At 51.0% G+C, this 25,456-nt stretch carries 21 protein-coding genes; 16 read left to right on the top strand and 5 right to left on the bottom strand.

The features are described from left to right. Positions 1–14: 14 nt before the first annotated feature. On the bottom strand, positions 15–2,171 hold the full coding sequence (locus tag FUA23_RS10605; protein WP_147930717.1) for a carboxy terminal-processing peptidase: 2,157 nt from the start codon (positions 2,169–2,171) through the stop codon (positions 15–17). Between the two features lie 666 nt (positions 2,172–2,837). Between FUA23_RS10605 and FUA23_RS10600 the strand changes: the two genes are divergently transcribed. Together FUA23_RS10600 and FUA23_RS10595 are read left to right on the top strand one after the other, a co-directional pair. Beyond that, a complete protein-coding gene (locus FUA23_RS10600; protein ID WP_147930716.1) occupies positions 2,838–3,386 on the top strand; it encodes an RNA polymerase sigma factor in 549 nt (182 codons plus the stop codon). Further along, the gene (locus FUA23_RS10595; RefSeq protein WP_147930715.1) at positions 3,383–3,883 is read left to right on the top strand and encodes a hypothetical protein; all 501 of its coding nucleotides are present in this window, start codon (positions 3,383–3,385) and stop codon (positions 3,881–3,883) included. Before FUA23_RS10600 ends, FUA23_RS10595 begins: the two co-directional genes overlap by 4 nt. A 75-nt stretch (positions 3,884–3,958) precedes the next feature. On the opposite strand, the gene FUA23_RS10590 is transcribed toward FUA23_RS10595, so the two are convergent. The 3 genes from FUA23_RS10590 to FUA23_RS10580 all read right to left on the bottom strand — a co-directional run bounded on the left by FUA23_RS10590 (position 3,959) and on the right by FUA23_RS10580 (position 6,376). Beyond that, positions 3,959–4,915: an alpha/beta fold hydrolase gene (locus tag FUA23_RS10590; RefSeq protein ID WP_147930714.1), complete on the bottom strand. Its 957-nt coding sequence runs from the start codon at positions 4,913–4,915 to the stop codon at positions 3,959–3,961. 4 nt (positions 4,916–4,919) lie between these two features. Continuing rightward, a complete protein-coding gene (locus FUA23_RS10585) occupies positions 4,920–5,486 on the bottom strand; it encodes a TetR/AcrR family transcriptional regulator (protein WP_147930713.1) in 567 nt (188 codons plus the stop codon). Between the two features lie 158 nt (positions 5,487–5,644). Beyond that, positions 5,645–6,376: a phenylalanine-4-hydroxylase gene (locus tag FUA23_RS10580; RefSeq protein ID WP_147930712.1), complete on the bottom strand. Its 732-nt coding sequence runs from the start codon at positions 6,374–6,376 to the stop codon at positions 5,645–5,647. Positions 6,377–6,672: 296 nt separating this feature from the next. Here FUA23_RS10580 and FUA23_RS10575 point away from each other — a divergent pair, with 296 nt between their 5' ends. The 5 genes from FUA23_RS10575 to ypfJ all read left to right on the top strand — a co-directional run bounded on the left by FUA23_RS10575 (position 6,673) and on the right by ypfJ (position 10,897). Further along, the gene (locus tag FUA23_RS10575; protein WP_187270966.1) at positions 6,673–7,257 is read left to right on the top strand and encodes an RNA polymerase sigma factor; all 585 of its coding nucleotides are present in this window, start codon (positions 6,673–6,675) and stop codon (positions 7,255–7,257) included. Positions 7,258–7,418: 161 nt separating this feature from the next. Continuing rightward, complete coding sequence (locus tag FUA23_RS10570; protein WP_147930710.1) at positions 7,419–8,213, top strand: hypothetical protein; 795 nt, start codon at positions 7,419–7,421, stop codon at positions 8,211–8,213. 172 nt (positions 8,214–8,385) lie between these two features. Then, complete coding sequence (gene folB, locus FUA23_RS10565) at positions 8,386–9,162, top strand: dihydroneopterin aldolase (RefSeq protein ID WP_147930709.1); 777 nt, start codon at positions 8,386–8,388, stop codon at positions 9,160–9,162. A gap of 48 nt (positions 9,163–9,210) precedes the next feature. Beyond that, positions 9,211–9,936 carry a DUF4197 domain-containing protein gene (locus FUA23_RS10560; RefSeq protein WP_147930708.1) on the top strand — a complete coding sequence of 242 codons (726 nt, stop codon included), beginning with the start codon at positions 9,211–9,213 and terminating at the stop codon, positions 9,934–9,936. A 76-nt stretch (positions 9,937–10,012) separates the two neighbouring features. Continuing rightward, positions 10,013–10,897 (top strand): KPN_02809 family neutral zinc metallopeptidase, encoded by an 885-nt coding sequence (gene ypfJ, locus FUA23_RS10555; RefSeq protein ID WP_147930707.1) that lies wholly within the window; start codon positions 10,013–10,015, stop codon positions 10,895–10,897. 98 nt (positions 10,898–10,995) lie between these two features. Here ypfJ and FUA23_RS10550 read toward each other — a convergent pair whose 3' ends face one another. Next, entirely contained in the window at positions 10,996–11,769 is a 774-nt protein-coding gene (locus tag FUA23_RS10550) for an acyl-[acyl-carrier-protein] thioesterase (RefSeq protein ID WP_187270965.1), read from the bottom strand. Positions 11,770–11,805: 36 nt separating this feature from the next. Here FUA23_RS10550 and FUA23_RS10545 point away from each other — a divergent pair, with 36 nt between their 5' ends. From FUA23_RS10545 to FUA23_RS10505, 9 genes are all read left to right on the top strand, one after another. After that, positions 11,806–12,303 (top strand): hypothetical protein, encoded by a 498-nt coding sequence (locus FUA23_RS10545; RefSeq protein ID WP_246144146.1) that lies wholly within the window; start codon positions 11,806–11,808, stop codon positions 12,301–12,303. A 219-nt stretch (positions 12,304–12,522) separates the two neighbouring features. Beyond that, positions 12,523–14,175 carry a DUF6089 family protein gene (locus tag FUA23_RS10540; RefSeq protein ID WP_147930705.1) on the top strand — a complete coding sequence of 551 codons (1,653 nt, stop codon included), beginning with the start codon at positions 12,523–12,525 and terminating at the stop codon, positions 14,173–14,175. A 569-nt stretch (positions 14,176–14,744) separates the two neighbouring features. After that, positions 14,745–15,770 carry a tetratricopeptide repeat protein gene (locus FUA23_RS10535; protein WP_147930704.1) on the top strand — a complete coding sequence of 342 codons (1,026 nt, stop codon included), beginning with the start codon at positions 14,745–14,747 and terminating at the stop codon, positions 15,768–15,770. Between the two features lie 63 nt (positions 15,771–15,833). After that, on the top strand, positions 15,834–17,807 hold the full coding sequence (locus tag FUA23_RS10530; RefSeq protein ID WP_147930703.1) for an OmpA family protein: 1,974 nt from the start codon (positions 15,834–15,836) through the stop codon (positions 17,805–17,807). Positions 17,808–18,005: 198 nt separating this feature from the next. Further along, on the top strand, positions 18,006–18,695 hold the full coding sequence (locus FUA23_RS10525) for a hypothetical protein (protein WP_147930702.1): 690 nt from the start codon (positions 18,006–18,008) through the stop codon (positions 18,693–18,695). A 57-nt stretch (positions 18,696–18,752) separates the two neighbouring features. Next, entirely contained in the window at positions 18,753–19,712 is a 960-nt protein-coding gene (locus FUA23_RS10520) for a succinylglutamate desuccinylase/aspartoacylase family protein (protein WP_147930701.1), read from the top strand. Between the two features lie 58 nt (positions 19,713–19,770). Continuing rightward, positions 19,771–20,346, top strand: a complete 576-nt coding sequence (gene nadD / locus FUA23_RS10515) for a nicotinate (nicotinamide) nucleotide adenylyltransferase (protein WP_147930700.1) — start codon at positions 19,771–19,773, stop codon at positions 20,344–20,346. Positions 20,347–20,608: 262 nt separating this feature from the next. Beyond that, positions 20,609–22,747 carry a 30S ribosomal protein S1 gene (gene rpsA / locus FUA23_RS10510; protein WP_187270964.1) on the top strand — a complete coding sequence of 713 codons (2,139 nt, stop codon included), beginning with the start codon at positions 20,609–20,611 and terminating at the stop codon, positions 22,745–22,747. A gap of 134 nt (positions 22,748–22,881) precedes the next feature. Further along, positions 22,882–25,455 carry a CHAT domain-containing protein gene (locus FUA23_RS10505; RefSeq protein WP_147930699.1) on the top strand — a complete coding sequence of 858 codons (2,574 nt, stop codon included), beginning with the start codon at positions 22,882–22,884 and terminating at the stop codon, positions 25,453–25,455. Position 25,456 lies beyond the last annotated feature (1 nt).

Raw genomic sequence — 25,456 nt, 5'->3', positions numbered from 1 at the left:
TTGTTCGGATGTTCCTATTCCAGCTCTCTCATGTCCTTAAGGATGTTGAGTGCTTCATGAATGTATACATCCTTGGCAACTCCTTTTTTGAATTCTTCGTTGCGGGCAACCTTGCTCTCATCATCTTTGATCTCTTCAAGGTCGACCTCGATGTTGGTAACATTGAAGTTTACGTCGCTCTCAAAGAGGTCTTCGAATTGCTTCGCTTCCTTTTTGTTCGCGTCGATCATCTTATAGTAAGCGGGAAGGTTGAGGGGGTAAGTGTCCTGGTCGCGCTGGCGCTTGAAACGCTTAGCGTTTTCAAGGATTTTCAGGAACACAGGGTCCTGAGCCACACGGTTGCCGGAGCGTTCACGGAGCGTTTCCATAAACGGAATCCTGTAAACGTCCTGATCGTATTCTACGGCTGCGATTTCTGTCCATGGCAGTGGGCCGGTTTGCTGGCGCTCACCGGTTTCGAGCAGGGCGCGGCTGTCGGGCAGGATGATGTCCGGCACAACTCCGCGGAGCTGAGTCGCTCCGCCGTTGACACGGTAGAATTTCTGCATCGTCAGTTTCACGGTGCCAAGTGGCTTGATGTCGGAACGGCCGGGGATGGTACGGTCCATATCGATGAAACGCTGAACGGTGCCTTTACCGAAGGTTTGGGTACTACCCACGATTACGGCCCGGTTGTAATCCTGCAGAGCCGCGGCGAGGATTTCACTGGCGGAGGCGGAATACTGGTTTACGAGGACAATCAGCGGGCCGTCCCACACAACCGAGGGGTCTTTGTCGGCCAGGATTTCCTTGCGGCCGCCACGGCCGGCAACCTGTACGATCGGGCCTTCAGGGATGAAGAAGCCGCTCATGTCGATTACGTCGCGCAGTGAGCCACCGCCGTTGTTGCGGAGGTCAAGGATCACACCGTCAACGTCGCGGTCTTTCAGCTTGATGAGTTCAGCCTTGATGTCTTTGGCCGAGAAGCGTCCGTCTTCGTTCTGGAAATCAGCGTAGAAACTGGGCAGGTTGATGTACCCGACTTTTTGGTCTTCGTCAACGCCGTCGATGATCAGCGACTTGGCGTAGTTGTCGTCAATCACGATGATGTCGCGGACAATACTGACTTCTTTGATGGTTCCGTCCGGCTTCTTGATTTTCAGGAAAACAGTCGTCCCTTTCTTGCCGCGGATGAACCCGACAACGTCTTCAACGAGCATGTCTTTGATGTCGATCGCTTCCTCTTCTCCTTTCTGACGAACGGAAAGGATGAGATCGTCCACTTCGAGTTCTTTGCTTTTCCAGGCCGGGCCACCTACTACCAGGGTAGAGATTTTGGTGTACTGATCTTTGTTCTGGAGTGTTGCCCCGATGCCTTCGAGGCGGCCGCTGAAGCGAATATCGAAGCTCTCTTTGTCCTTCGGCCGGTAGTAGGTCGTGTGCGGATCGAACATCGACGTGAGGGCGTTGAGGTACTGGCTTCTCCTTGCGCTCAGTTTAGCTTTACGCATCCGCTCGAACCAGTCGTCGTAGCGTTCGAGAAGTTTTTCGCGGGCTTCCTGCTCCAGTTCCGCAACAGATTGCTCCACAAGCGGGTCCTCCTCGTCAGCGGTTGTCTTTTCGGCGTCTGTCATCTTCGCGCGGTTCTCGACAGCAGTTTCGTATTCTTCCTGCTTGTTCACGATTTGGTTGATGATGTCCCGCTTCATGTAGTCCTCCCAGTACTGGCGGAGTTCCTTATCGTTTTTGCTCCAACCGGAGTCATCGTCCCTCATTTTAATCTCGCCGCCTTTGTCTACGTTAAAGGGTTTGGCGAGGATTTCTTTGTACCACTTTTCGGTTTTGTCGAGCGAAGCCATCCAGCGTTCCTGAGCCAGATCGAAAAACTCGTAGCTGCCGGCGGCGATTTGATCATCGATGGCGAGTTTGTTGGGAGCGAATGCGGCCAGGTCTTCGGCGGTGAAGAAAAGGCGGGCACCGTCGATGTCGTTGAGGTAATAATCGTACGCACGCTCACTGAACTCATCATCGATGTCCATAGGTTGGTAGTGGAAACGCTCGAGGTTACGCATCATCGTCTGGATGATTACGGATTCTTTGTCGCCGGGTGGGGCGGTTTCCGGCAGAACGGCAGCAACGAATGCAGCCAGAACGAAAATAGCGGATAGAAGAAGTGTGCCGCGAGATTTCATAAGCTTGTGTTTACCATACCGGAGTAGGACAGTATGGGGTTTTTTTTGGGTGGCGGAAGGGAAGAACCGCTGTTCATTAACGTGGAAATACAACCGCGCATTATCCTGTACCTGATGCCATCGACAAATTTAAGCTGTCATCAAAGGCTAAGCAAGCAAGGATCGTAGGCTGAGAACTACATTTGTAAGGTAAAGGTTTGGCAGGACCTAAGGGTTTACCGCATTTTTGGGATGATGCGTTTTTAACGACATTTTAAGGGCGCGGACGCAGGTGCAGCGGAGGTTGAGGGAGCTGGGTAGGGGGAGCGTTGCACGGTCAAGTTATAGGACAATGATTTCTCCGCACTCGACAGGCGAACTCTTTTGTTGGACAACTAGAGATGTCTTTGCTTGCAGACGGATGTTATCTGCCCTGATGAAGGTTTTCTTTACCCTAGAGCGACAAAAAAGAATTCGACTGGCGAGCGGAGGTAAACTCGCCAGTCGAATTCTTTTTCGCCAATACGCCATGGTATCGACTGTGTCTAAGGTAAAAGCGTAACCCTAGTGAATTCTCAGCATCCTTGCGACGCGAAAAAGTTCGCCTGTCGAGTTTGGTGAAAAAACGCCTCGTCCACTAACGCACCGTCCCAATACGGTGCTAATAGAAGTGAACGACCAAACCACATGACCACCGAACTACTAATCTCCGCGTGCATAAAAGGTAATCACCGTGCCCAAGAGGCTTTTTATCGTATGCATTTCCCGAAGTTGTTGCCCATCGTGCAGCGGCATTTTGCCGATCGGTCGGAAGCTGTCGCTGTCCTCAACCAGGCGATGCTCCGGGTCTTTCAGTCGTTGCGGGAGTATCAGGAAGACGGAAAACCAGAAGCCTGGCTCGCTACTGTCATCCGGCGGACGGCACTTAACGTAATCCGTGACAAAGACCGGGCAAACCGTCGCTTCCAGCCGGAAGGCTTTGTGCCTCCAGTCTCTGTACCGAGCTCAGCCCTCGCTAACCTGAATGCCGAGGATATCCTCAAATTACTCCACGCCTTACCAGATTACCTCCGAATCGTCTTCAGCCTCTCCGTATTTGATGGGCTTTCCCACGCGGAAATTGCCCACGAACTAAAAATCACCGTAGCCGCCAGCCGCTGGCGCCTTGCCAGAGCACGGGAACTACTGCGCACTCACTACCATGTCGTTAACTCCATCAACGAATCGCCGTTATGAAAAGCACCAAACATACAGACTGGGAAAACCGGTGGCGGGAAACTCTTGCCGAACACCAAAGCATTCCTACTGCCGAGGACTGGTCCGGAATGAAACACCTCCTTGAAACTCAGGCAAACGAACCCGTAGAAGCAATTGTCGATCCGAACCTACCAAAACTCCCCGAATCGTCTACCCGCAGGATTTTAAAGTACTGGCCCCATAGTCTACTGTTCCTGTTTTTGCTAGGAGGGATAGGGCTCGGCTTGAGGAAGTATGAGGTGGAAAAGGCGACGAATGAAGTCAAAGGCGAAAGTATTCACTTTTCAAAAGGTGCGGATTCTCGGGCTGAGAACCCCTCCTCTAATATCGACACTACCCCCGTTATAAATAACATCAAGGGCCCTGTTTATCGTTTTGATACGGTTTACCAACTTGATGCTGCGGGGAACCTGAGTAGGGAAATTTACACTATCGATACAGCAATTCTTTATCCGGAATTACGCGGTGATCATTAGAGACGTAGACTGCCGGAAGACCGTTGGCAGGAATGAATCGGCAGTCCCCAGAACGCCTCATCCTTCACCAGGTTCTTAAGTATAGTAGTCACTTACCCCGCCGCTCGAAGCCAGGTCTTCTGCAGTAATCATGGCGGGCAGGGGCTCCAATTCACCGTGGTTGATGCGCGCGCTTTCGGGAAGTGTTCCTTCCTTCAGGAAAGTAAGGACGACCCTGGTAACACCGGCTGTACCAAGGTGGTGCCCCGTACCGCTGGGCGCGTAGAGAGCACTGTTGACCCAGTGGCTGTGATTGCGCTGTGAGTTACGAAAGGCGGTTACCTTGTCTTCCGGGTCGTGGATAAGCAGCGCTTTTACGTCGGATAAATGGTGAGCGTTCAGCGCTACATCGAATTCCTCCAGCTTACGCCCGCTCCGGTTCTGAATATAGCGCTGCATCTCTTCAAAGATGATAGGTCGTAACCCAAGGCTGATGGTGAATACCTGAAAAATCCATTTCACTTCCGAGAAAACAGCCATCACTACGGCACGTTTCGGGTGAAGTGCCGGAGGTAAGCCCGCCAGCGCTTCGATGAGGCAGCCGCCACCGAAAGAGTGGCAAAGGACCAGTTCGCAACCGCCGATGTGACGCAGAATGGTGCTTTCGATCTCGACCATCTTAGGGTAGTCCGTGTTGCTGGAAGGCGCCAGTCCGTGGCCGGGAGGGTCAAAGGCTATCACCCGGTAGCCGGCTTCGGTAAGCGCCGGCACGTAGTGCCGCCAGCGGCCGGCGTTGTAACCCCATCCGTAAGCGCAGAACACGACTTTACCGGCGGGCGGGCCCCAGCTGTAGACAGGGATATTCATCCCCTCCCAAGAGATGTCTAAACGGGTGGCGGTGTCCAGAAAGGCCCGCTCCTTGGGGCGGATGTTGGGGGCCGGAGGCTTACTGAAGAGATGAAAAGCCAGCCGACCCGCAATTTTTGGGCTCACGTAAGAAACGGCGTTAATGCCCGCGCCAACGGTACGGAACAAAAGTTGTCTGCTAGTCATCTCGCTAGAAGTTTAGAGGGGTCTCGAGCCCGGCAATTGTACGGGAAACGAAACGGGTTAGATGGGAGGTGTCTTTGTAGAGTTTGAACAGCATCACGCTGCCTTCGTAGTCGACAAAAATCCGGTAAGCACGTTCTTTCGCTTCTTCAGCGGGAAATTTTTCGGCCAGCAGGGTAGTAACGGTGGTATTCCATTCTTTGTAGAAATGCACAAGCCCTTCAGCAAAGGCACCATCTCCGGTTTCCAGAATCATATTGGCAAAAAAGCACCCACCCCCGTCGTTCAGCTGCACGAGTTGAAACTGCCGTTCCAGTATGGCGGTCAGCCGCTCAGCGATGGTTCCTTCTCCCCGTGCGATGCTCAGCACGCGGGTGCGGTACCATTCAATCCCGTACTCGATTACCGCGTGCATCAAACCCGCTTTGCTGCCAAAATGATGAAGCAGGCCAGCCTTGCCAAGGCCCGCAGCATCGGCCAGCTGTTGCAGAGAAGTGTTTTTATATCCGCGTTCGTGGAATAAACTCCACGAAGATCGAAGGATGGCCTCGGGTGTAGTCTTGATTGTTGGCATATTTTACCGACTGGTTGGTTGGTAAAGGTAATGCTATGATTTACTCCTGCAAATTTTGCCTGCTTATTTCCCGCCCGGGACCAACGAAAAAGCCCGAAACTCCTGATGAAGAGTTCCGGGCTTGCGGGTGCGATTGTACGTTGTAGAGGTAAGATTGTTTACGCCCAGCGTTCTTCCAGCAGGTCAACGACGGCCCAGAGTTCGGAAAAATCCTTGATGGCGAAGTACTTCATTTGTACTTCCGTGATAACGAAGTCCTGGGCGAGGACCTCGTCGAGAACGAAGGGTACAACCTCGACGTTCGGGTCGTCAAAGATGTGGCAGGTTTCGGAGAAGCTGCTGCATATTCCGGCTCCGTAAACTTTGACTTCATCATTGCGGCGCATTACGCCAAACTCGATCGTGAACCAGTAAAGGCGTTGGAGCTGGGTGACTTTCTCTTCGTCGTGGGCATATTTCACGCCCAGCTTGCCGAGGCGTTCGGCGAAGGTTGCGTAATCTTTATTGAGGTACAGTGGGATGTGACCGAAGATGTCGTGAAACATATCGGGCTCTTCCAGGTAGTCGAGCTGGTCGATGCCACGCAGCCAGGTACTGGAGCAAAAGCGACGACCGGCCAGCAGGCTGAAAAACTCATCTACGGGCAGAAAGCCGGGAACCACCTTGATCGACCAGCCGTGAGCGGCTCGTAATTTCTTGTTCAATTCGGTGAATTTGGGCGGGGCCGCAGGTGCAATGACGGGATGAAGCGCAGTGAGGCACTCGAGGTACTCCCGGCAGGCTACTGCCTCCAGGGCAGAGATCTGGCGTTCGGCCAGTTTCTGCCATACGTTGTAATCCGCAGGGGTGTATGCGGAATAGTCTTGACGGTCGGTGATGGTTGCGGACATGAGTTTTGCTTTTTAATTAGAATAAAGATAGTGTAGCAAATGTTGTCTTGACAAATTTATTTTTTAACCTTCCCCTGCACCTGCGTGCGCGCCTCCTGATTGTTGGTGAGGGGAAGATGGATTGCCACCAAAATTTATTGGTGATAAGTACAGTTGCGTAAAAAATTAATAGAACCGTAACGAAACCCACATCCGGAGTATAAAGAAGTGTAACCCACAACGGCGGGATATCAGGAATAAGAAGACTCCGCGTGAAAAAACGCTACTTTTGGGTATACGTATAATTTTATATACCCGTGGAAGTAAAGAAAAAGCCGCAAGAAGACGCCGAACTGTTTGCCGCCATTCGGGCTGGCCGGCACGAACTGCTGGACGAACTGTACGTTCAGCACCGTGCTGCCTTCTTAATTTATGCGCAAAGGCAACTTTACGCAACGGAAGACGATGCCGTCGATTGTTTTCAGGACGCGGTTATTGCGTTCTATAAAAACATCGTTTCCGGACGTCTGACAGAACTTACCTGTAGCATCCGCACTTACCTTTTTGCCGTTGGTAAGCGCCTTGTGTATCGCAAAAATGAAAAGCGCCACCGCGAAGTTCCTTCCGATCCCAATGCCGGGGTCGGACTGGGAAACGACCCGGCCAACGAACTCGACCTGAGCCTGCTCAACCGGTTCGAAGACGACCACCGCAAAGCACTAATGGCAAGTGCCCTCGGGAAACTGGGCGGCACCTGCCAGGAATTGCTCACACTGTTTTATTATCATAATTACCCTATTGAAAGTATTCAGGATTCCCTTGGTCTTAGCTCTCCCGGAGCCACTCGCATCAAAAAAATGCGGTGTCTCGACAAGCTCAAAAAAATGTTAAACCCCCAGTAGACAGAAGTTATGAAGCAGGAGTTGAATCTGATAAACTTGTCGGCAGCGGCAATATTTCTGATTTGTCAACTTCGGGAAACTGAATAGTTGCGCTGCCTTCAGGTATGATACGGGCACGCATCCTTCCCCCTTACTTCTCTCTGATTATATTGATTTCACCAATGGATAAGGATAAATTACAAGATCGGATCGACGGGTACCTCTCAGGAAAGGGATCTCCGGAGGCACGTCGTGAATTCGAAGAAGAAATCTCGCGCGACGAGGACCTCAGCCGCGAGCTGGATGATACCAAACTGGCCGTAGCTGCTCTGGAACTTGCCGAGGACCGGGCCCTGAAATCCAGGCTTCAGGACCTGGAAGCGCGGCTCGCGCACGAAGGGGCCCCGAACACTGAAGTTTCCGGGGTTTCCACCCCGAAGCCGGAAGCTAAAGTTATAGGGATGAACCGCCGCAAAGGTTGGTTACGCCTCGTGGCTTACGCCGCCGCTCTTTTGTTGCTGCTTGCAGCTGGTTGGTGGGCAATTGCTCAGCCCGCCGGCTTCGATGCACAACAACTGGCAATGGACAGCTTCACACCCTACCAAAACATCGTCACCGGTACTGTCCGGGGAGATAATGATAGCTCGGCCGAGGCCGCTGCCTTTGCTGAATACGATGCAGGTAACTATGTCGCCGCTGCGGAGCAATTATCAGCACTGCCTGCTTCTGCAAAGTATGATTTCTATCTGGGGCAAAGTCTTTTGGCACAGCAGAAGTATGCCGAGGCTCAGGCCGTTTTCAGTTCCGTAATGGGTGATCCCGATTTCCCCCTCGCTCAGGAGGCCGCCTATTACAATGCACTGGCCAGGTTAGGAACCGGAGCTGCCGACGAAGCGCGAAATGCGCTGGTTGAAATAAGTGATACGGATGGCCACCCTATGCAGGACGAAGCAAAAGCACTCCTGACCAAAATGTGAGAGGTCCAGAGATTGAGTTGATCGCCCAAAGCCCCCGGGAGTTGGCCCTGAGATGATAGGAGAACATACGGGTAACGACGGTCGGCATTGCACCCTCCGGAAGTCAATTTGCACAGATCGACGGCCCCAAAGACTAACAATTTAACCGCTTAAGGACCTATCTTGCGCCCTAATGACTGCCAAGATCGGATTGGAAGACGTACGCATCCACGCCCCCCACGGCTTCTTCGAGGAGGAACACCTCATGGGCAACGAATTTAGCATCGACGTTGAAGTCGAGGCCAGTATCGCTGGTGCTGCTCAGAACGATGACCTGGGTGGTACGGTCAACTACGCTACTATATATTACCTCATCCAGGCGGAGATGAAAAAGCCTACGCAGTTGCTGGAGGCCCTCGCCTACCGGATGGGGAACCGAATCCTGAACCAGTTCGATACGGTCAGTTCCGTCAAACTTCGTTTGCGCAAACTCAATCCGCCCCTGGGGGGGAAGGTCGGAGCAGCCGTCGTGGAAGTAAGCCTCGGAGCTTCCTCCGCCGGAGGGTTTGGCGGAGGTAGCTCCGCCCGGCAGGACACCTACGAAGACCCGGGTGGTTTCGATGACGACGACTTTGGCAGCCCCGCCGGTGGCGGCTTTGGCGGCGGCTTCTCCGGCGGCGGAATATCTGGTTTCATCCAGAAACCTCCCCCCACAATGCCCGTATTCGATGAAGCGGCCTTCTCCGACATGGATGATGAAGAAGACTGGGACGACGACGAAGAATTTGATGACGACGAGCCGGAGTTTGATATTCCGGACGCAGGAGAAATCGATGATGACGAGGACGGATTCGAAGACTTCAGTGACGACGATTTCGACGACATGGACTTCGATGACGATATGGACTTCGGAGACCTCGACCTGGGCGATCTGGACCTGGGCGATTTCGATATTAACGATTTCAAATAAGCATTTCGGCTGTACGTGTGTTACAGCACAAACCAACATCCCCCTTTTATGCGTAAACTAACCTTGATTTTACTCCCCTTCCTGTTTTTCGGTTGTACGGCCCAACAGGTCAACGATACCCTCAACACGGTCCTTGGTGGCACCAGTGGCCTCTCTTCGGATCAGATTGGAAACGGCCTCAAAGAAGCCCTCCGTATCGGAGCCGAAGCCGGAGCCAATGAATTGTCTGCACCCGGCGGCTACTTCAACGATGTAGCCTACCGCATCCTGCTGCCCGAAGAAGTACGCACGGTCACTGATCGCCTTCAGGGCATCCCCGGTTTCTCCAACCTCGAAGAAATAATCCTCAAGAAAATCAATCAGGGGGCCGAAGACGCAGCCTCAAAAGCAGCACCGATCTTCGTCGCAGCGATCAAACAAATGACGATTCAGGACGCACTTGGCATCCTGAAGGGCGACCGTAATGCGGCAACTTCTTACCTCCAGAGCTCTACTTCGCAGAGCCTTTACAACGAGTTCAATCCCGTGATTGCAAATTCACTGGACAAGTTCGAAGCACAGAAAATCTGGCAGGATGCCGCCAACGCTTACAACAACTTCCCCCTCACCCGCCAGCCAGTGAACACCAACCTTGCTGATTACGTAACCGAAAAAGCACTCGAAGGCCTTTTTACTAAAGTTGCACTTAAAGAGGAAGACATCCGTGACAACATCAGCGCGCGTACGTCAGAACTTTTGCGCAAGGTATTTGCTCTGCAAGACGGTGACAAGTAAACTAATCCCCGGTAGTTGGTTAGGACAATAAACCAGCCATCCGGCTTGCTATCCGAAACAGATTAAAACGACTAAAATGAGACTTGAAGGAAGAGAAGGCAGTAAAAATGTAGACGATCGCCGTGGCCGCCGTGGCGGCCTGAGCGGAGGAACAAAAACAGCCGGAGGCATCGGTCTTGGTGGCCTCATAATCGCCATCATAATTATGTTGATGGGCGGAGATCCGTCCGAATACCTTGGCGCTGCCAACAGCGGAGTTTCCACTCCTCAACCCCGTACCTCTCCGGCTCCTAGCCTCGAGAATGATGACCCGAACTTCCGTATTGTCTCCGTTACGCTGAGAGAGAACGAGAAAATATGGGGTCAGATTTTCCCCCAGCTTTACGGCCGGGAATTCAAAGAGCCCGTCTTGGTTGTCTTTGAGGGAGAGGACCGTTCTGCCTGTGGTTTTGCCAGTGCGGCAACCGGGCCATTTTACTGCCCGGCCGATCAAAAGGTATACATTGATCTCCAGTTCGCTGATCTGATGCGGCAGCGCTTCCGTGCTCCCGGTGATTTCGCCCTTGCCTACGTTGTCGCGCATGAAGTCGGGCACCACATCCAGAACCTGCTTGGGTACAGCCAGCAGGTCAGTCAGGCTCGCCGCCGGAGCAGCGAGAAACAGGCTAATGCGATGTCGGTACGGCTCGAACTACAAGCGGATTACCTGGCCGGAGTGTGGGCGCATTATGCGGATTCGGCGTCTAAACTTCTGGAAGATGGAGACATTCGCGAAGCACTCGTTGCGGCGTCTGCGATCGGCGATGACGCGATTCAAAAGCAGAGCCAGGGCTATGTGGTTCCGGATAGTTTTACGCACGGTACCTCGGAACAGCGGGTGAAGTACTTCAATGCAGGCTACCAAAGTGGCGATGCAAAGAAGGAAACCCTCGACTATTTCTTCTCTGCAGCAGAACTGTAGGAAGCCTTAGGTTTTTTGTGAAGCGTTTAGTGTTCAGTCTTATTTCGGGATTCTCCCGGAGGCTGAAAACTAAACGCTTTGCTCGTTTTAGGCGGTGCTCAAGCAGGTTTTTTCCAGGAAGTGTGCATGGTCGCGAGGGTTTCTCCGTCACGCAATAACGCATGGTCGTAGCGCAGGGGGCCGTCAGAGAAGCCGGCGACAGCTTCGAGCGTGTCGCCGTAGCGCGCCTCTTTATGAAACATGATGTCTGCGGAAGACGGAAGGTGCTGACGCAGGAAGTCGTGTCCGAGGGGCTCCAGCATAAGTTCGGGGAAAACAGGGTTGGTAAGATGGTCGTTGAAGTCCAGCTGACTGAAGGTAACCCGGGACTTAGTACTCAGGTGAGATTGAGCAGGAGCGGGGATTTTATTGTCGGGGCGCTTTAGGTGCGCGGTCGCAGGTGCAAGGTCTGCTTCAAGTGCGGTAACGGCCGGAGGGATCGTCTTTAACCGACGGGAGGAAATATCCATCATCAACCACTGTGTAGCTGCGGTTATGATCGTTTGGCCCGTTTCGTCAACGAGGTGGAAGTCACGAAAGGTCTGTAGTTTTCTTGCGAAGCCCGAAGGCGCAGTCGTTACGACGATTTCTTCCCCCAGCACGGGCCATCTGCTTATCTCTACGCGTTGTCTGCGAACCACCCACGAGCAACCGTAGGCCTCAATCATTTCCGGACTGGAAATTTTTAACCGGACGGAGTTCTGCATTGCTGCTTCCTGCAGAATCCGGATCAGGTGTGGTAGAGACAGGTAGCCATGGGGCCCAACTGCAAAAGCGGGAACCTGAAAAATAATCGTGTCGTGAAGTGGAGACTGGGTGAGCGGATTGTTCAAAAAAATGTTGTATTTTTGTAAATAAAATAACTAAAAATGGCAATTAAGTCTTCACTATTGCCTGTCCGGCGTCCGGTTTTCATCGCAGATTTTGCATCGGTAATTCCTTTGGCTTCGAAAACCGAGGCTCCTGAGGCGGAAGAGGCGGTCGGGAAGCCAAAGCAGCGGAAGGGCATAAGGTACAACTTCCCTTCTGCGGATGAGCCGGCAGCGGCAGGCTTATCTGACGGCTATTGTTTTCGCATCACTTTTGCTGCTGGCCGCCTTGCCCGATCATACGAGATGGTCCTCGCCTTTCTGAAGGAAGAGGGGTACGGAGATTTACCCTTCCCGAAGGATGTCGATGAACTATGCCTTTTCCGCTTACCCCCCAAGCTACGCCATCAACTGTCGTTGTTTGGTGACAATGGCTACGTACACAACCCGGTCAAAATTCTTTTTCCCGTACCCGCAGGGCAGAGGGGGGCACTTGTGGTTGAACTGTACAACGAGGCCTGCGAAGATCATTTGATCCGCTTTCACAGGCTCAAATAAGCAGCTATCTGACCAAATTGTCAGAAAAAACGGGTAAAATTGAATTGTTCCCCTCTGATATTGTCACTTTTCCAATACAAACCCCTAAAATTGTATTCTCTTAGCTTGTTTACCGAACAAACTAAGCAGAAACGCGATAGAGTATTTGTACACGAACCCATACTTCTATCCGGGGTCACTCAATCAATCTAAATTCAACTTACGTCAAATTCAGCACAAATGCTAAAGCACTTACTCTTAGTCGTGGCGATGTTTACCTGCATCTCCCTCTACAGTCAAAAAACACAGTTTCCGTGGGAATTCGGCCTTCAGGTCGGTGTGTCTTCCATGCAGGGTGACCTCATCGAGAACGATATTACTATTTTTACTCAGCCTAGCTTCCACGCTGGAGTCATGGTACGCCGCCGCCTTGGTGGTATGCTCGCTCTGCGTGCACATCTTATGTACGGTGGTTTGAATAGTGATGATGCTGAAGCTGATGATGCTGTTCGCCGCGCACGTGGCGCCAAATCTGAGGCTTCTGTAATTGAGCCAGGCCTCGTTCTTGAATTCGAACCATTTGCTGCTAAGCGTTTCGATAACGGCGTATTCAAGAAGACCCTATCTCCTTACATCTCTGGTGGTGTTGCCTACGGCATCTGGGGAGATGTAGACACCAACTACGGTTCTGCTGCTGGTTCTGCCGGTGCAGTTGCCGATGCTGCTGCTGAAGCAGACGACAATGGTGGTGTTGTGTTCCCTCTTGGTGGTGGTCTTAAGTACTACCTCTCTCCTAAGTCCTCTTTGGGCCTTGACGTTAGCTACCGCATGACCGGGGCTGACCTCATCGACGGTTTCAGCCAGTCTGGCAACCCTGCTAAAGACGACTCTTACATTTTCTCTGCCCTGACCTTCTCTACTGGTTTCGGTAAGAAAGACACCGACAAAGATGGCATCTACGACGAAGAAGATGCTTGTCCTACCGAAGCTGGCCCCGCCAGCACTATGGGATGTCCTGATACTGACAGCGATGGTATCGCTGACAAAGACGATGACTGTCCTGAAGTTGCCGGTCTCGCTAACATGGGCGGTTGCCCCGATGGCGACGGTGACGGTGTTCGTGACATCGATGATGCCTGCCCAACTGAAGCAGGTGTGAAAGCCCTCATGGGTTGTCCTGACGGTGACGGTGACGGTGTTGCCGACAAAGACGATAAGTGTCCGACCGAAGCGGGTATTGCTTCCCTCATGGGTTGCCCCGACGGTGACGGTGACGGCATCGCTGACGGCGATGACGCTTGTCCTGCTGAAGCTGGTACTAAAGCCAACAATGGCTGTCCTGACCGCGATGGTGACGGTATCATCGACAAAGAAGATGAATGTCCTGACGAAGCAGGTGTTCGCGAGCGCAACGGTTGCCCACTTCCGAAAGATCGTGCTGAGACGCTCGAAGAGCGTGTTACCCGCTACAGTGGCCTGCTCGATACCGACAACGACGGAATGTCTAACTTCAAATACATCCGTGTTGATAGCCTCCGTGGTACTATCGACATTGACCGTATCTATTTCCCAACTGACATCAGCAGCCTGAACCGCCCTGACCGTCTGATCATCGAGGAAATCGATACTTTCCTCGCTCTTCCGGGCGCATCTGAATTCAGCATCCGTTACGAAGGACACGCTGACCGCCGTGCTTCTGACGAGTACAACCAGGCACTCTCTGAGCGTCGTGCAAACTCTGCTGAGAAGTACAGCGTAGACAAAGGCGCCAGCATGTCTAAGCTTAGCACTATCGGTTTCGGCGAGAACAAGCCAGTAGGCGAAACGCTCCGCGAGAACCGTGTTGTGATCCCAGTGGCATCCGAGCCAACCCGTATGATCAAGGTTAACTAAGCCAGGTCATATAATCTTAAAGAAGGCTGCTTCTCCAATTGTCGGAGAAGCAGCCTTTTTTTTGGGGGGAATGTGTTTTGTTTACTTGTTACCTGGTCTGTTTACAATGGAATTGAATTTGGATCAGCAACGAACCATGTGGGAGCGGAATGTGTCATTGAATCGAAGGGGGGCAAGTGGCATAGTTGCTGTACAAAAAACTGCAGTAGGGTTTGATCCGGATTTTCTCGCTTTTTTCTGAGCGGAAGAGTTGTTTTCAACAGAAATGAAGGTTCAGGAGAGCAATTGTGGACAAAATCAACCCAGAGCAAAAATTATTCGGCTTTTTCCTTTGAAAATATCCCGGAAAACTGCACTTTTGTATTCCTGCACTAGTGTTAAGTCGCTGAGGTTGCAGGGTTTACGTCGATACCACATAATTTTTACCGGTTTTCAAGGCCAGCATTCGTTCATCCGGATATAGGTCTTCCTTCGGCCATGTCACATTCCAGATGTGAACTTTGATCGGCCGGGTTTTTTATTGTGTGTGCTATTGAATTTTATCGTCAGGGAGTAAAGCACTTTAGGGTATGTCAGAGTACAGGATAATCATTGCGGGCCAACTTGAATTCGGGTCGGAGCGCGTCTTCAATCAGGTCGTGGAACAGTACACGCACCGGATGGAACACTACTATAAGAATGACATTCTGCTCAAACCGGAAGAATTTTTTAAACCGGAAGAGTTGACGCTGGATGTGCCACGGACGGTTGTTGTGGGCTCCGAGCGCCACTGGTTGAACACCCTGAATTTATTAGAACGTGTCGTATCCTTCAGTATGGCCGGTAGTCTCAATCTTTGGAGGCTTAGTGCCGGGACTATTCTCGACCATCATGTTCTCGAACCGCACAGTGATCGTACGACCGTCCAGCTTTTCAATAAGGGGCGGCAACTTGTAAACCAGGAAGATAAAGAGCAGGAGGCACTGGCGATGATGACCAAAGTAGTTGGTCGTTTCGAACGTCATGCCCAGGCATATGAGCGCCGTGGTTTTGTAAACTTAAGATTGCGTAACATCGACGATGCGATCTATGATTACAATAAAAGCCTGAAGATCAACCCGTCGATGCCCGAGAGCCACTACGGCCGGGGGATCGCCTACAGCAGAAAAGAAATGTGGGAGGAAGCCGCAGCTGACTTTGAGGCTGTGACGAAAAACAGCATCCCTCACCAGGCAATCTATTGGATGGCCCAGGTTGCACTCGGAGATACTTTCCTCAAGCTTAATCAGCCTGCAGAAGCGCTTCGGGTATACAACATGTTTTCTAAGCGTAAGCAGCGCATCGCGAGTCTGGATCGCTATGACCGGAGAGTCAATAATACCTTCGGTAAGCTTTTGGTCACCGCTGGCCGTGCAGGCGATGCTATTTTCGCATTTGAGCGTTCCCTCAATGGTGCAGATGACCCCAAGGCGCCCTCTACCGACGAAGTGAATTACGAAATCGGAAGAGCCTACGAAGCAAATGGCAAAATACCTAAAGCGATTGAACACTGGAAAAAGGCTGGCGATTTCCCTGCGGCCAAAGATGCACTAAAGAAATCCAGCGTAGGCGCTTAGATTACTTAAGATAACATCGGCCATCGGCCATACGTTAAGGGTGGTATAATCAATTACTTTCCCTTGGGCCTACTTCGTATTCTGCTCCTTATCCTTTCTTTATTCTCTTTTGCTGCCTGCGCAACCGCGCAACCGGGAGGGGGAAAAGACATCTCATCGCTGAAGAAGAAAGATCAGCGACTGTTAGCGGAAGCGCGCTCGGAACTGGACCTCGGTAATTTTACGAAAGCAAAGGAGAAGTTTGATGGCCTGATCAGCGGGAACCCCGATCAGAGCCAATTGTATTATCTGCGTTCGATTAGCTTCAAGGAAATGGGGGATTTCCCATCTGCCATCGAAGACGTCAGAAGGGGGATGGCCGCTCAGGCGGAAGTAGGCGGAGTTGTCTACCGTGAATTAGGGGAGTTGTATAGTAAGAACGGACAGTTTGAGGAAGCCGTGGGAGCATTCGAGCTGTATGCTTCATCCCGTTATGCGACTGCGAGAGAAGACAGAAGGGAGAAGGCGGAAGTGTTGTTGAAAAAAGCTCAAACAGCCAGAAGTCTGGCTGCAAAACCGGTTCCTTTCAACCCCGTTCCTGTGGCCGGAGGCGTGAATACCCAGGATGAGATGGAATACTTTCCGAGCCTTAGCATTGACGGGCAAAACATGGTTTTTACCCGCCGGGTGGAAGGACAACAGGAAGATTTTTTCATCAGCACAAAGCAGGAAGACGGAACATGGTCGGAAGCCGAACCTCTTGATGGAGTAAATACTGAGTTTAATGAAGGAGCACAAAGCATCACGGCAGACGGTAATTATCTGGTTTTTACGGCATGTGACCGATTAGACGGAGCGGGGAGTTGCGATCTTTATTATTCAGAGAGAAACGATCAGGGCAACTGGTCTGCTGCTAAAAATATAGGGCCGGAAATCAATACCAGAGATTACGAAGCACAACCCAGCATATCGGCCGATGGTACCTTACTCTTTTTTGCCAGTCGCAGACCGGGAGGTTTTGGCGGAGCAGACCTTTATTTGTGCGGGCGACTTCCTTCGGGTAAATGGTCTCGTCCGGTGAACCTCGGTCCAACGGTAAATACCGCTGGTGATGAACTGTATCCATTTTGGTCGCCAGACGGTACCACTTTGTACTTCACCAGCGATGGTCATCCCGGCCTTGGCGGAGCGGACATCTTTCGTTCTGGACTAAGTGCTGATAACAAATGGATGGAGCCGGTAAACCTGGGCTATCCCATCAATACTGCGGGTGAGGAAACCAATCTTTTCATCGCGCCCGACGGTAAGACCGCCTACTTCAGTAAAGGGAGCCTTAGTGTAGAAACCGGAAAAATGGATGTGGATATCTACCAGTTTGAGTTGCCCGAAACGTTACGTCCGGCTCCGGTTACTTACGTAAAAGCCAGGGTGACGGACGCGGTCACGGGGCGCCCGCTGGCGGCAACCGTGCGCCTTAGGGATTTGACTCAGACAGCTCCTCCCAGCAGCAGACAGACAGGAACGTCGGGAAGCTTTCTTGCGGTACTTCCCGTAGGGAAGGATTATGCCTTTACGGTAGACCTCGAGGGCTATATGTTTTATGCTGATCGTTTTTCTTTGGCAGGCGAGCGTGCGCAAATAGAACCCTACCTGCTTGACATTGCTCTGCAGCCGATCAAGAAAGATGCCGTTCCGGTAAGTGACCGGGCGGAACCTGACGGTGCAATTGCTTTTCGGAATGTTCTCTTCTCCAGTGGCAGTGCAAAACTGTTAGCGGTCTCGGGCGATGAATTGGACCGGTTAGCAGCGCTGCTGAAAGAGGCTCCGGACTTTACGGTTGAAATCGTAGGTCATACAGATGATGTTGGAGATGAAACGACGAACCTCCGACTTAGTCAGGAGCGAGCAGCAGCAGTAAAAGATTACCTGATCGAACAGGGCGTTGAGGAAGCTCGTATTTCAACGCGGGGAGAAGGAGAGGCTAAGCCAGTAGCGGGTAATGAGACGGAAGAGGGGCGGGCCCGTAACCGCAGGACTACATTTAAACTGGTTCGGTAGCCAAGGGGAGGCTATTTACTGCTTGTGCGTGCGCAGGTTCTATGTTGAGAACGGACATGGCACCTGCGCCCGCGCCCGTATTTTTATGATCTGTAGACTGAAAAGCTGTCTGATGATTTTGACCGATCCCAGGAGCGGTGCATGAGCTCGTGACCAAAAAATGTTCTGTAGAGTTACGGATGGGTATATCTTTGCAAGATGGATATTGTTACTACAGAAACTCCTGAACAAGAAGCTAAGAATTGGTGGGCTCTTGCCGTGAGCGGTCTTTTTCACCCGCTGTTGGTTCCTACCTATATGTATGTACTGCTGATGGTAGTAAACCCTTTTCTGTTTGGAGCAAACGGTTTCGGAGAGTCACGGGCGCTGTTGACGTTGCTGATGATGGTGCTCTATACCGCAGTAATTCCTATGGTTTCGGTGCTGTTGATGGTTGCCCTCAATATGGTGGGCAGCGTTATGATGGAGGAGAAAACCGAGCGAATTGGCCCGTTACTGTTGGTGATGGTCCTGTATTTCTGGGTGTACTATAACCTGAGCAACAGCAACGATGTACCAACTATTTTCTCAACCTTCCTTTTAGGTGTGGTGATTGCACTTGCACTTGCCTTTGTAATAAACGTACTGGACAAAATAAGCCTGCATGCCGTAGGCATGGGGGGGCTCGTAGGGATGTTGATGATTACCATGGGGTTGTTTGGTGCGAACGGGGTTGTAATTGGGGATTACACGATCGGTTTGGGTGTTTTGCTTATCGCTGGTGTTTTACTTGCGGGGCTTGTTGGTACCGCACGGCTCGCGTTGCGCGCGCACGATAAAGTTCAGGTCTATTCGGGGTATCTCGTTGGGTTTCTGGCCCAGCTGGTAGCATTGAAGTTTTACTTTTAGCGTGGAAGAACTCCTATCTTTACAAAAATCAAAAGCAGTCGTGAGCCAAAGGTGTCTATGGGGAAAATAGCCGAATCAGAACGAATCATCGGTCATTACCGGGGAGCAGAAAATGGCCCTTTGGTTGTGGCTATTGGTGGAATTCATGGGAACGAACCTGCGGGAGTGCTGGCTCTGGAACGACTGTTTGAGATGCTGGCGGACGAGCCCCGTCTGAATCCGGGTTTTAGTTTTAAGGGTGAATTTCTGGCGCTGCGGGGTAACCTTGAAGCATTAGCGCTGGGCAAACGCTTTATCGACGTTGATCTCAATCGTATCTGGCGTCCTCTCGAGGGGCGGCCGGATCAATCTTCTACCTCGGAGGATCACGAACTCCACGAATTGCTCGCAGCCATCGAAACTGCGGTAGAAGAAGCTCCGCTTAGCGAACTCATACTACTGGATATTCACACTACAACCGCACAAGGCGGGATTTTCGCCATCACCGGCGATGACGCTCCGAGTCTGAGTCTGGCGGCTGAAATGTCGGTGCCCGTAATCAAAGGAATGCTGAGTGGCTTGCAGGGAACGACATTGCATTATTTCCGGGGCAACCATTTTGCAACCAATCTCCCGGTGCGTGCTATTTCTTTTGAGGCGGGTAATCACGAGGACCCACTATCGGTTGACCTGGCCCTGGCTGCTACCATCAATCTGTTGCGGGCACTTGGGTGCGTGAAAGACGAAGATGTGAACAGTTTTCATGATCAACTCCTGCGCGAACGGGCTGCAAATCTGCCCCGGTTGACAGAATTGACTTACGTTCATAAGATCGATCATCACGGAGGTGATGGCTTTCAGATGAAGCCGGGTTATAAAAATTTTCAACCTGTTCTGAAGGGCGAACTGCTGGCAACCGACAAGAGTGGAAGCATCACAGCGCCTACCGACGGTTATTTGTTAATGCCTTTGTACCAGAAACAGGGAGACGAAGGTTTTTTCATCGTCAGGAACTATAAGTTTCCCCTGGCGTACTAAGCCTGCAGTTCGGGAATAATCCTTTGGGAGAACATCAGCTTTTGTAACCACCGATAATATGCGTAAAACAGGTCTTTTTTTTGGTTCGTTCAACCCCGTTCACGTGGGGCATATGATCATTGCTAATTACATGCTTACGAGAACGGACTTAGACGAAGTCTGGCTGGTAGTGAGTCCGCAGAACCCGTTTAAAAAAGCCGGTAGCCTAGCACGCGATCACGACCGTTTGAATCTGGTGGAACTGGCTATTGGCGATACTCCCGGGCTGAGGGGAAGTAACATTGAGTTCGACATGCCGAAGCCATCGTACACTATTGACACCCTGGCTGTTCTCAGGGATAAGTACCCCGACCGGGCCTTTAGTCTCATTATGGGAGGAGACAACCTGCCAACGTTGCCAAAGTGGAAAAATTCGGATATACTGTTAAGGGATTACGACATCCATGTTTATAACAGGCCAGGTTATGATACCGGGGAATTGGCCAGTCACCCCCGGGTAACCCTGCACGATGCACCTTTGATGCACCTTTCTGCAACTTACATTCGGGCTTCTATCAGAGATGGCCTCAGTATCAGGTACCTCGTTCCCGATGCCGTGGCGCGGGAATTGGAAATAAGCGGGATGTATAAATAGGGCAGGGGACAGGCAAAGTAAATGATCGTGGCCTCGAAGGACGTTGGGCGCGGGAACTCACGGAGCATTTCTCCTGAAAGCGAACTTTGTATCTGCGATTGCGCCCGGGAGCCACAGGTGAAATAAGATTCTAACCAGCTCTTGCTTAGTATTGAAAAAGCCCGTACCTTTGCGCGGCTTTAGCCAGGCCTCCTGGAAGAAGTGGGGAAAGGATGCCCCCGAAGTGTCTTGTTATTATAACCTTTAAAATTTTCACATCCCTATGATGATGGATGATGATAAGGATCCTGCAGTAGACGCAGGAACCGACAACACTCCCGCGACCGACGCGACGCCGGAGATTCCCGAAACACAAGAAGCACCCTCTACTGAGATCGAGGCAAAAGACCCCGAAGAAGTAAAGGAGACTGCTGAAGCCGCCGCTGCTGATGCTGCTGCTCCCGCCGAAGATACTGCTGCTGAAGAAGGCAGCATCGTAATTGGCACCGACGAAGACGTGAAATCAACCGCTAAAGTGATCCGTAAGGAGTCCACTAAAGTAGCTGTCGTCCTTACCGAAGAGGTAAAGGAAGAGGGTGTTGAAATCGATGAAGCCGACCAGAGCGGCGCCACCGGTGAAGCACACGACGACTTCAACTGGAACATGACTGCCCGCTCCGCTGCCAGCCGCTACTCTGCTGAGGAGCGTACCGCAATGGAAAAGCAGTACGAAGACTCTATGACTAACATCTCCGAGTCGGAGATCATGAGTGCCAAGGTGTCCAGCATCATCGACGGTGATGTGATCCTTGATCTCAACTACAAGTCTGACGGTCTTCTTCCTCTTTCAGAATTCCGCGATCAGGCTGAACTTCAGGTAGGTGATACCGTAGAAGTTTACGTTGAGCAGCAGGAAGACGAAAAAGGACAACTCGTACTGAGCCGCCGTAAGGCCAAGCTCCTCCGTGCATGGGACCGCATCCGCGATTCCTACGCTAACGGTACCGTTATCAACGGTAAGGTTATCAGCAAAACCAAAGGTGGCCTTATCGCTGACTGTGGTGGTCTGGAAACCTTCCTTCCTGGTTCACAGATCGACATCAAGCCGATCGTTGACTATGATGCATACGTTGGCAAGACGATGGAATTCAAGGTCGTTAAGATCAACGAAACCATCAAGAACGCCGTTGTTTCTCACAAAGCTCTTATCGAGAGTGACCTCGCAGAGCAGCGTGAAGCGATCATCGCTTCCCTCGAGCGTGGTCAGGTACTCGAAGGTATCGTTAAGAACATCACCGACTTCGGTGCGTTCCTCGACCTTGGTGGCGTAGACGGTCTTCTTTACATCACAGACATCAGCTGGGGTCGTATCAACCACCCAAGCGATGTGCTCGAACTCAACCAGAAGGTCAATGTTGCCGTACTGGACTTCGACGAGAACAAGAAGCGTATCAGCCTCGGTCTCAAGCAGCTCCAGAAGCACCCATGGGAAGTCCTCGACGAAACCATCGGAGAAGGCAGCACCGTGGAAGGCAAAGTGGTCAACATCGAAGACTACGGTGCATTCCTCGAAATTCAGCCAGGTGTTGAAGGACTCGTTCACGTAAGCGAAGTAAGCTGGAGCAACCAGCCAATCAACGCCCGCGAGTACTTCACCGTCGGTGAGACCAAGAGCGCCAAAGTAGTAACCATCGACCGCGAAGACCGGAAGATGTCCCTCTCTATCAAGCAACTCGCTACCGATCCTTGGGAGCGTATTCGTGAGAACTTTGACCTAGAGTCTGTACACACAGGTAAGGTCAAGAACCTCACCCCCTACGGTGTATTCGTCGAACTCGACGAAGGCATTGGCGGTATGATCCACATCAGCGACCTTAGCTGGACCAAGCGTTTCGGTCACCCGTCTGAGTTCACGAAAGTGGGCGCCGACATCCAGGTGATGGTACTTGAAGTTGACGAAGAGAACCGTAAGATGTCTCTCGGCCACAAGCAACTCGAAGAGAACCCATGGGAGACTTTCGAGAATGTTTTCCCCGAAGGAAGCTACCACGAAGCAACCGTTCTCCGCAAGGACGACCGCGGCGCCATCGTTCAGATGCCATACGGCCTCGAAGCGTACGCCCCGATCAAACTCATGCGTAAGGAAGACGGCACAATTGCTGATGTAGACGAAACACTTACCGTTAAGGTGATTGAGTTCGACCGCGACAGCAAGCGCCTCACGGTAAGCCACAGCCGCTACGTCAACGACATCCGCAAGGAAGCAAAAGACCAGGTTTACAAAGAGCAGGCTGAAGAGCGTGACAACACGCGCAAGGTCCTCAAGAAGACCTCCGCAAGCATCGAGCGTTCTACGCTTGGCGACCTTTCTGCTTTCGAGCAGCTCCGCGAGCAGCTAAGCAACAACGACGACGAGAAGTAGAAATCTTCTTTTCTGATTAACTTTAAGGCCATTCGTTCAACTCTGAGCGGATGGCCTTTCTGTTTTGTCCGTACCTCCTGAACTGCTGAATCTTGAAAACCAACACTTGTCCTGTTCCCCGCTATGCTAGTCTTATGAAAAAAATAATGCTACTCCTATCTCTCTTGCTGACGTTGACGAGCGTTCGGGGGAATTGTTTTAAGTTCGAAATCAAGTACCTCCCAATTCTCAATAACGTACCATCCGCGGAATTACTGGAGAAGTATAACGAGTCTGGCGACTGTGACCTGCGATTTCTTTATGCCGCCAGGATGATCAGGGCTTTTGATGAGAATGATATTGGTGCAGCAGGTGATCTTTTCCGTCAGGCAGCAGAGGTGATGAATGAATTTCCTAAAGGGGACAAAGTCAGTCTGAGAATTGTATACCTCTACGCCAGCTTGTTAGAAGCTAATGGGGAGAGCTCAAAAGCGAATCTTTATTATTCATATGTTTATCAAAATGTAAACCCAAAATCTACCTTAGCAACCCTGTCTAATACCGCAATTCTTGGAATTAGAAACTCCATTGAGGGTTTCGATCTTTGGAAGTCAAAACTACTTTCAGATTTGCATGAGAAAGAATATTCCATAAATGATCAAGCTGTTATTCTTCTTAAATTAAGTGAGTATGTGCTTTCAGAAGACGCTGCTTCTATGATTTTGTCATTTTCTGATTTTTCATCAGCCATCTCCGATGAACAGTTAAAATACTTTTATCTCCTAAAAAAGAGTAGGTTTTATTCTCACAAAAGAGAGAAGGGTTATAGTGATATTTTTAATAAAGCAGATGCTCTTTATCAAAAAATAGGTAATCCTAAGTTTACTACGAACCACTTAACCACTAAAGCAAGAATTTTAAACCGATTAGGTCTGTATAGTGAGGCGTTAGAGTGCAGTGAGAAAATGATTGAGCGAGTTCTTGATAATTATGGTTCAATAGATGACATTCTATCATCTCCTCCCCCGTATTCTCCCAGTCTTTATTCTACTTTGAATTTGCATGCCTTAACAATGCTGTTTCAAACAAGACTAGGTAAAGGACTTCCTCCTGTAATTGATGCTTTTAATATTTATGAACTTAATTTTTTACAAAAGCATCGTAGCAGTTTGAATCTGATTAATAACCTAGTTCTTGAGAAGCGAAACCATTTGCCATCACCAGCAATAAATGCCTTAATTGTAGGATTTTATTTATATAACGAAACGAAAGATATATCGTATTTAAATCGGAGCATACAAGTGTTAGACCGATGGACGGGCTCAGGTAATTTTTACTGGGCAAATATCAGAGGTCTGGCAAGACAGGATGAAATGAAGGGAAATAAGTTTCTTGACGCCCAAAGGGAGTTAGACCAACTCTTGCAACCTCTTCCTGACATGAGTTTGAAAGACATTTATGACAGAATCGTGAAAGTGAACGAGAGGCAGCACGAAATGACTTTGGTGTATCCGGAGCTACCTGACCTTCTGGAAGAGAACAGCAAGATTGACCTGTCACTAGTATCCGAAGGGCTGGCCAAAGACACTTCTGCAATTCTGTGTTTTTATTCTTCCGACGATGCTCTTTACAGGTTATTGGTAACGCCGGATACTATAGAGATGGCAGACCTTTACGACTCCAGAACAAGAGCATTAGCACTGACCTCCGAATTACAGTCTCTCTCTAACCCGAGAACGAAAAAAGGTGATTATGCCGAAGCAAGCCGGGAGTTGTATCGTCTGCTTTTTACGGGGATAGATTCTCTGTTGACGCCCAATGTACACCTGATCGCTACGGGAGAACTTGAAAATGTTCCATTCCCGGCTTTAAGGCGGGATGCAGAAGGGGAAACCGCCCGTTACTTAGGGACCGAAGTGGCCATCAGCCGGCAGATGTCAATTGGCAGCATGCGTGTGCTCCGGGACCAGGAAATAGCTGCGCGTAAGGCATCTCCTCTGGGACTTGCCCCTGTTTTTGCCAATGAATCCCTGCAGGCAGCGGATTTACATCAGGCGGGCTTTGTGCTCCCTCCCTTATTCTACAACACAGACGAACTCGAAGCACTGGAAGCTCGCGGTCCGGGAGATTATTTTTACGGAGAAGAAGCAACGCTGTCCAATTACCAGCGCAACGTAACCGATCATAGTATCATACACCTTGCAACCCACGCAATATCCAGTGAAATAGATGGTTTGCGCAGCAGAATTTATCTGGCGGGTAACGAGGACATGCCCTCGGAGCTTTTCGCATCAGACATCGGCGACCGGACGCTGAACGCCGATCTGGTGGTACTGAGTGCCTGCGAGACGAGCAATGGGGGCCGACACGCCACCGAGGGGAGGATCAGCCTGACGAAAGCTTACCTTGCTGCCGGAGCCCGCTCGGTAGTTTCTTCTAACTGGGCAGTAGACGATTTTGCTACTGCAACCCTGATGGATAAGTTTTATCACTACATCCAGGAAGGAAAACCGCCCCATCAGGCGCTGCGGCTTAGCCGCAAAGCCTACCTGAGCAAGTACCCCGAAGCTCCTCCGTACAAATGGGCTGCCTTCGAGGCCTACGGAGGTATGCAAGCGGTAGCCTGGGACCGCAGCGGTAGCCTGAAGTCAGTACTTGGTTTTGGCAGTGTGGCAGTAATGCTGGTGGGCGGGCTCCTCTATTTCCGGACCAGAAAGAAAGCTGCTTAAC

Origin of the sequence: Neolewinella aurantiaca (assembly GCF_008014675.1) — a bacterium.
Classification (GTDB): Bacteria; Bacteroidota; Bacteroidia; order Chitinophagales; family Saprospiraceae; genus Neolewinella; species Neolewinella aurantiaca.
Note: the sequence above shows the minus strand (reverse complement) of the source record. Positions and strands in the feature narration are given on the sequence as shown.

Coding starts and splice junctions, on each gene's coding strand:
- FUA23_RS10605 (WP_147930717.1), bottom strand. CDS start 2,171: ATGAAATCTCGCGGCACACTTCTTCTATCCGCTATTTTCGTTCTGGCT.
- FUA23_RS10600 (WP_147930716.1), top strand. CDS start 2,838: ATGACCACCGAACTACTAATCTCCGCGTGCATAAAAGGTAATCACCGT.
- FUA23_RS10595 (WP_147930715.1), top strand. CDS start 3,383: ATGAAAAGCACCAAACATACAGACTGGGAAAACCGGTGGCGGGAAACT.
- FUA23_RS10590 (WP_147930714.1), bottom strand. CDS start 4,915: ATGACTAGCAGACAACTTTTGTTCCGTACCGTTGGCGCGGGCATTAAC.
- FUA23_RS10585 (WP_147930713.1), bottom strand. CDS start 5,486: ATGCCAACAATCAAGACTACACCCGAGGCCATCCTTCGATCTTCGTGG.
- FUA23_RS10580 (WP_147930712.1), bottom strand. CDS start 6,376: ATGTCCGCAACCATCACCGACCGTCAAGACTATTCCGCATACACCCCT.
- FUA23_RS10570 (WP_147930710.1), top strand. CDS start 7,419: ATGGATAAGGATAAATTACAAGATCGGATCGACGGGTACCTCTCAGGA.
- folB (WP_147930709.1), top strand. CDS start 8,386: ATGACTGCCAAGATCGGATTGGAAGACGTACGCATCCACGCCCCCCAC.
- FUA23_RS10560 (WP_147930708.1), top strand. CDS start 9,211: ATGCGTAAACTAACCTTGATTTTACTCCCCTTCCTGTTTTTCGGTTGT.
- ypfJ (WP_147930707.1), top strand. CDS start 10,013: ATGAGACTTGAAGGAAGAGAAGGCAGTAAAAATGTAGACGATCGCCGT.
- FUA23_RS10545 (WP_246144146.1), top strand. CDS start 11,806: ATGGCAATTAAGTCTTCACTATTGCCTGTCCGGCGTCCGGTTTTCATC.
- FUA23_RS10540 (WP_147930705.1), top strand. CDS start 12,523: ATGCTAAAGCACTTACTCTTAGTCGTGGCGATGTTTACCTGCATCTCC.
- FUA23_RS10535 (WP_147930704.1), top strand. CDS start 14,745: ATGTCAGAGTACAGGATAATCATTGCGGGCCAACTTGAATTCGGGTCG.
- FUA23_RS10525 (WP_147930702.1), top strand. CDS start 18,006: ATGGATATTGTTACTACAGAAACTCCTGAACAAGAAGCTAAGAATTGG.
- FUA23_RS10520 (WP_147930701.1), top strand. CDS start 18,753: ATGGGGAAAATAGCCGAATCAGAACGAATCATCGGTCATTACCGGGGA.
- nadD (WP_147930700.1), top strand. CDS start 19,771: ATGCGTAAAACAGGTCTTTTTTTTGGTTCGTTCAACCCCGTTCACGTG.
- rpsA (WP_187270964.1), top strand. CDS start 20,609: ATGATGATGGATGATGATAAGGATCCTGCAGTAGACGCAGGAACCGAC.
- FUA23_RS10505 (WP_147930699.1), top strand. CDS start 22,882: ATGAAAAAAATAATGCTACTCCTATCTCTCTTGCTGACGTTGACGAGC.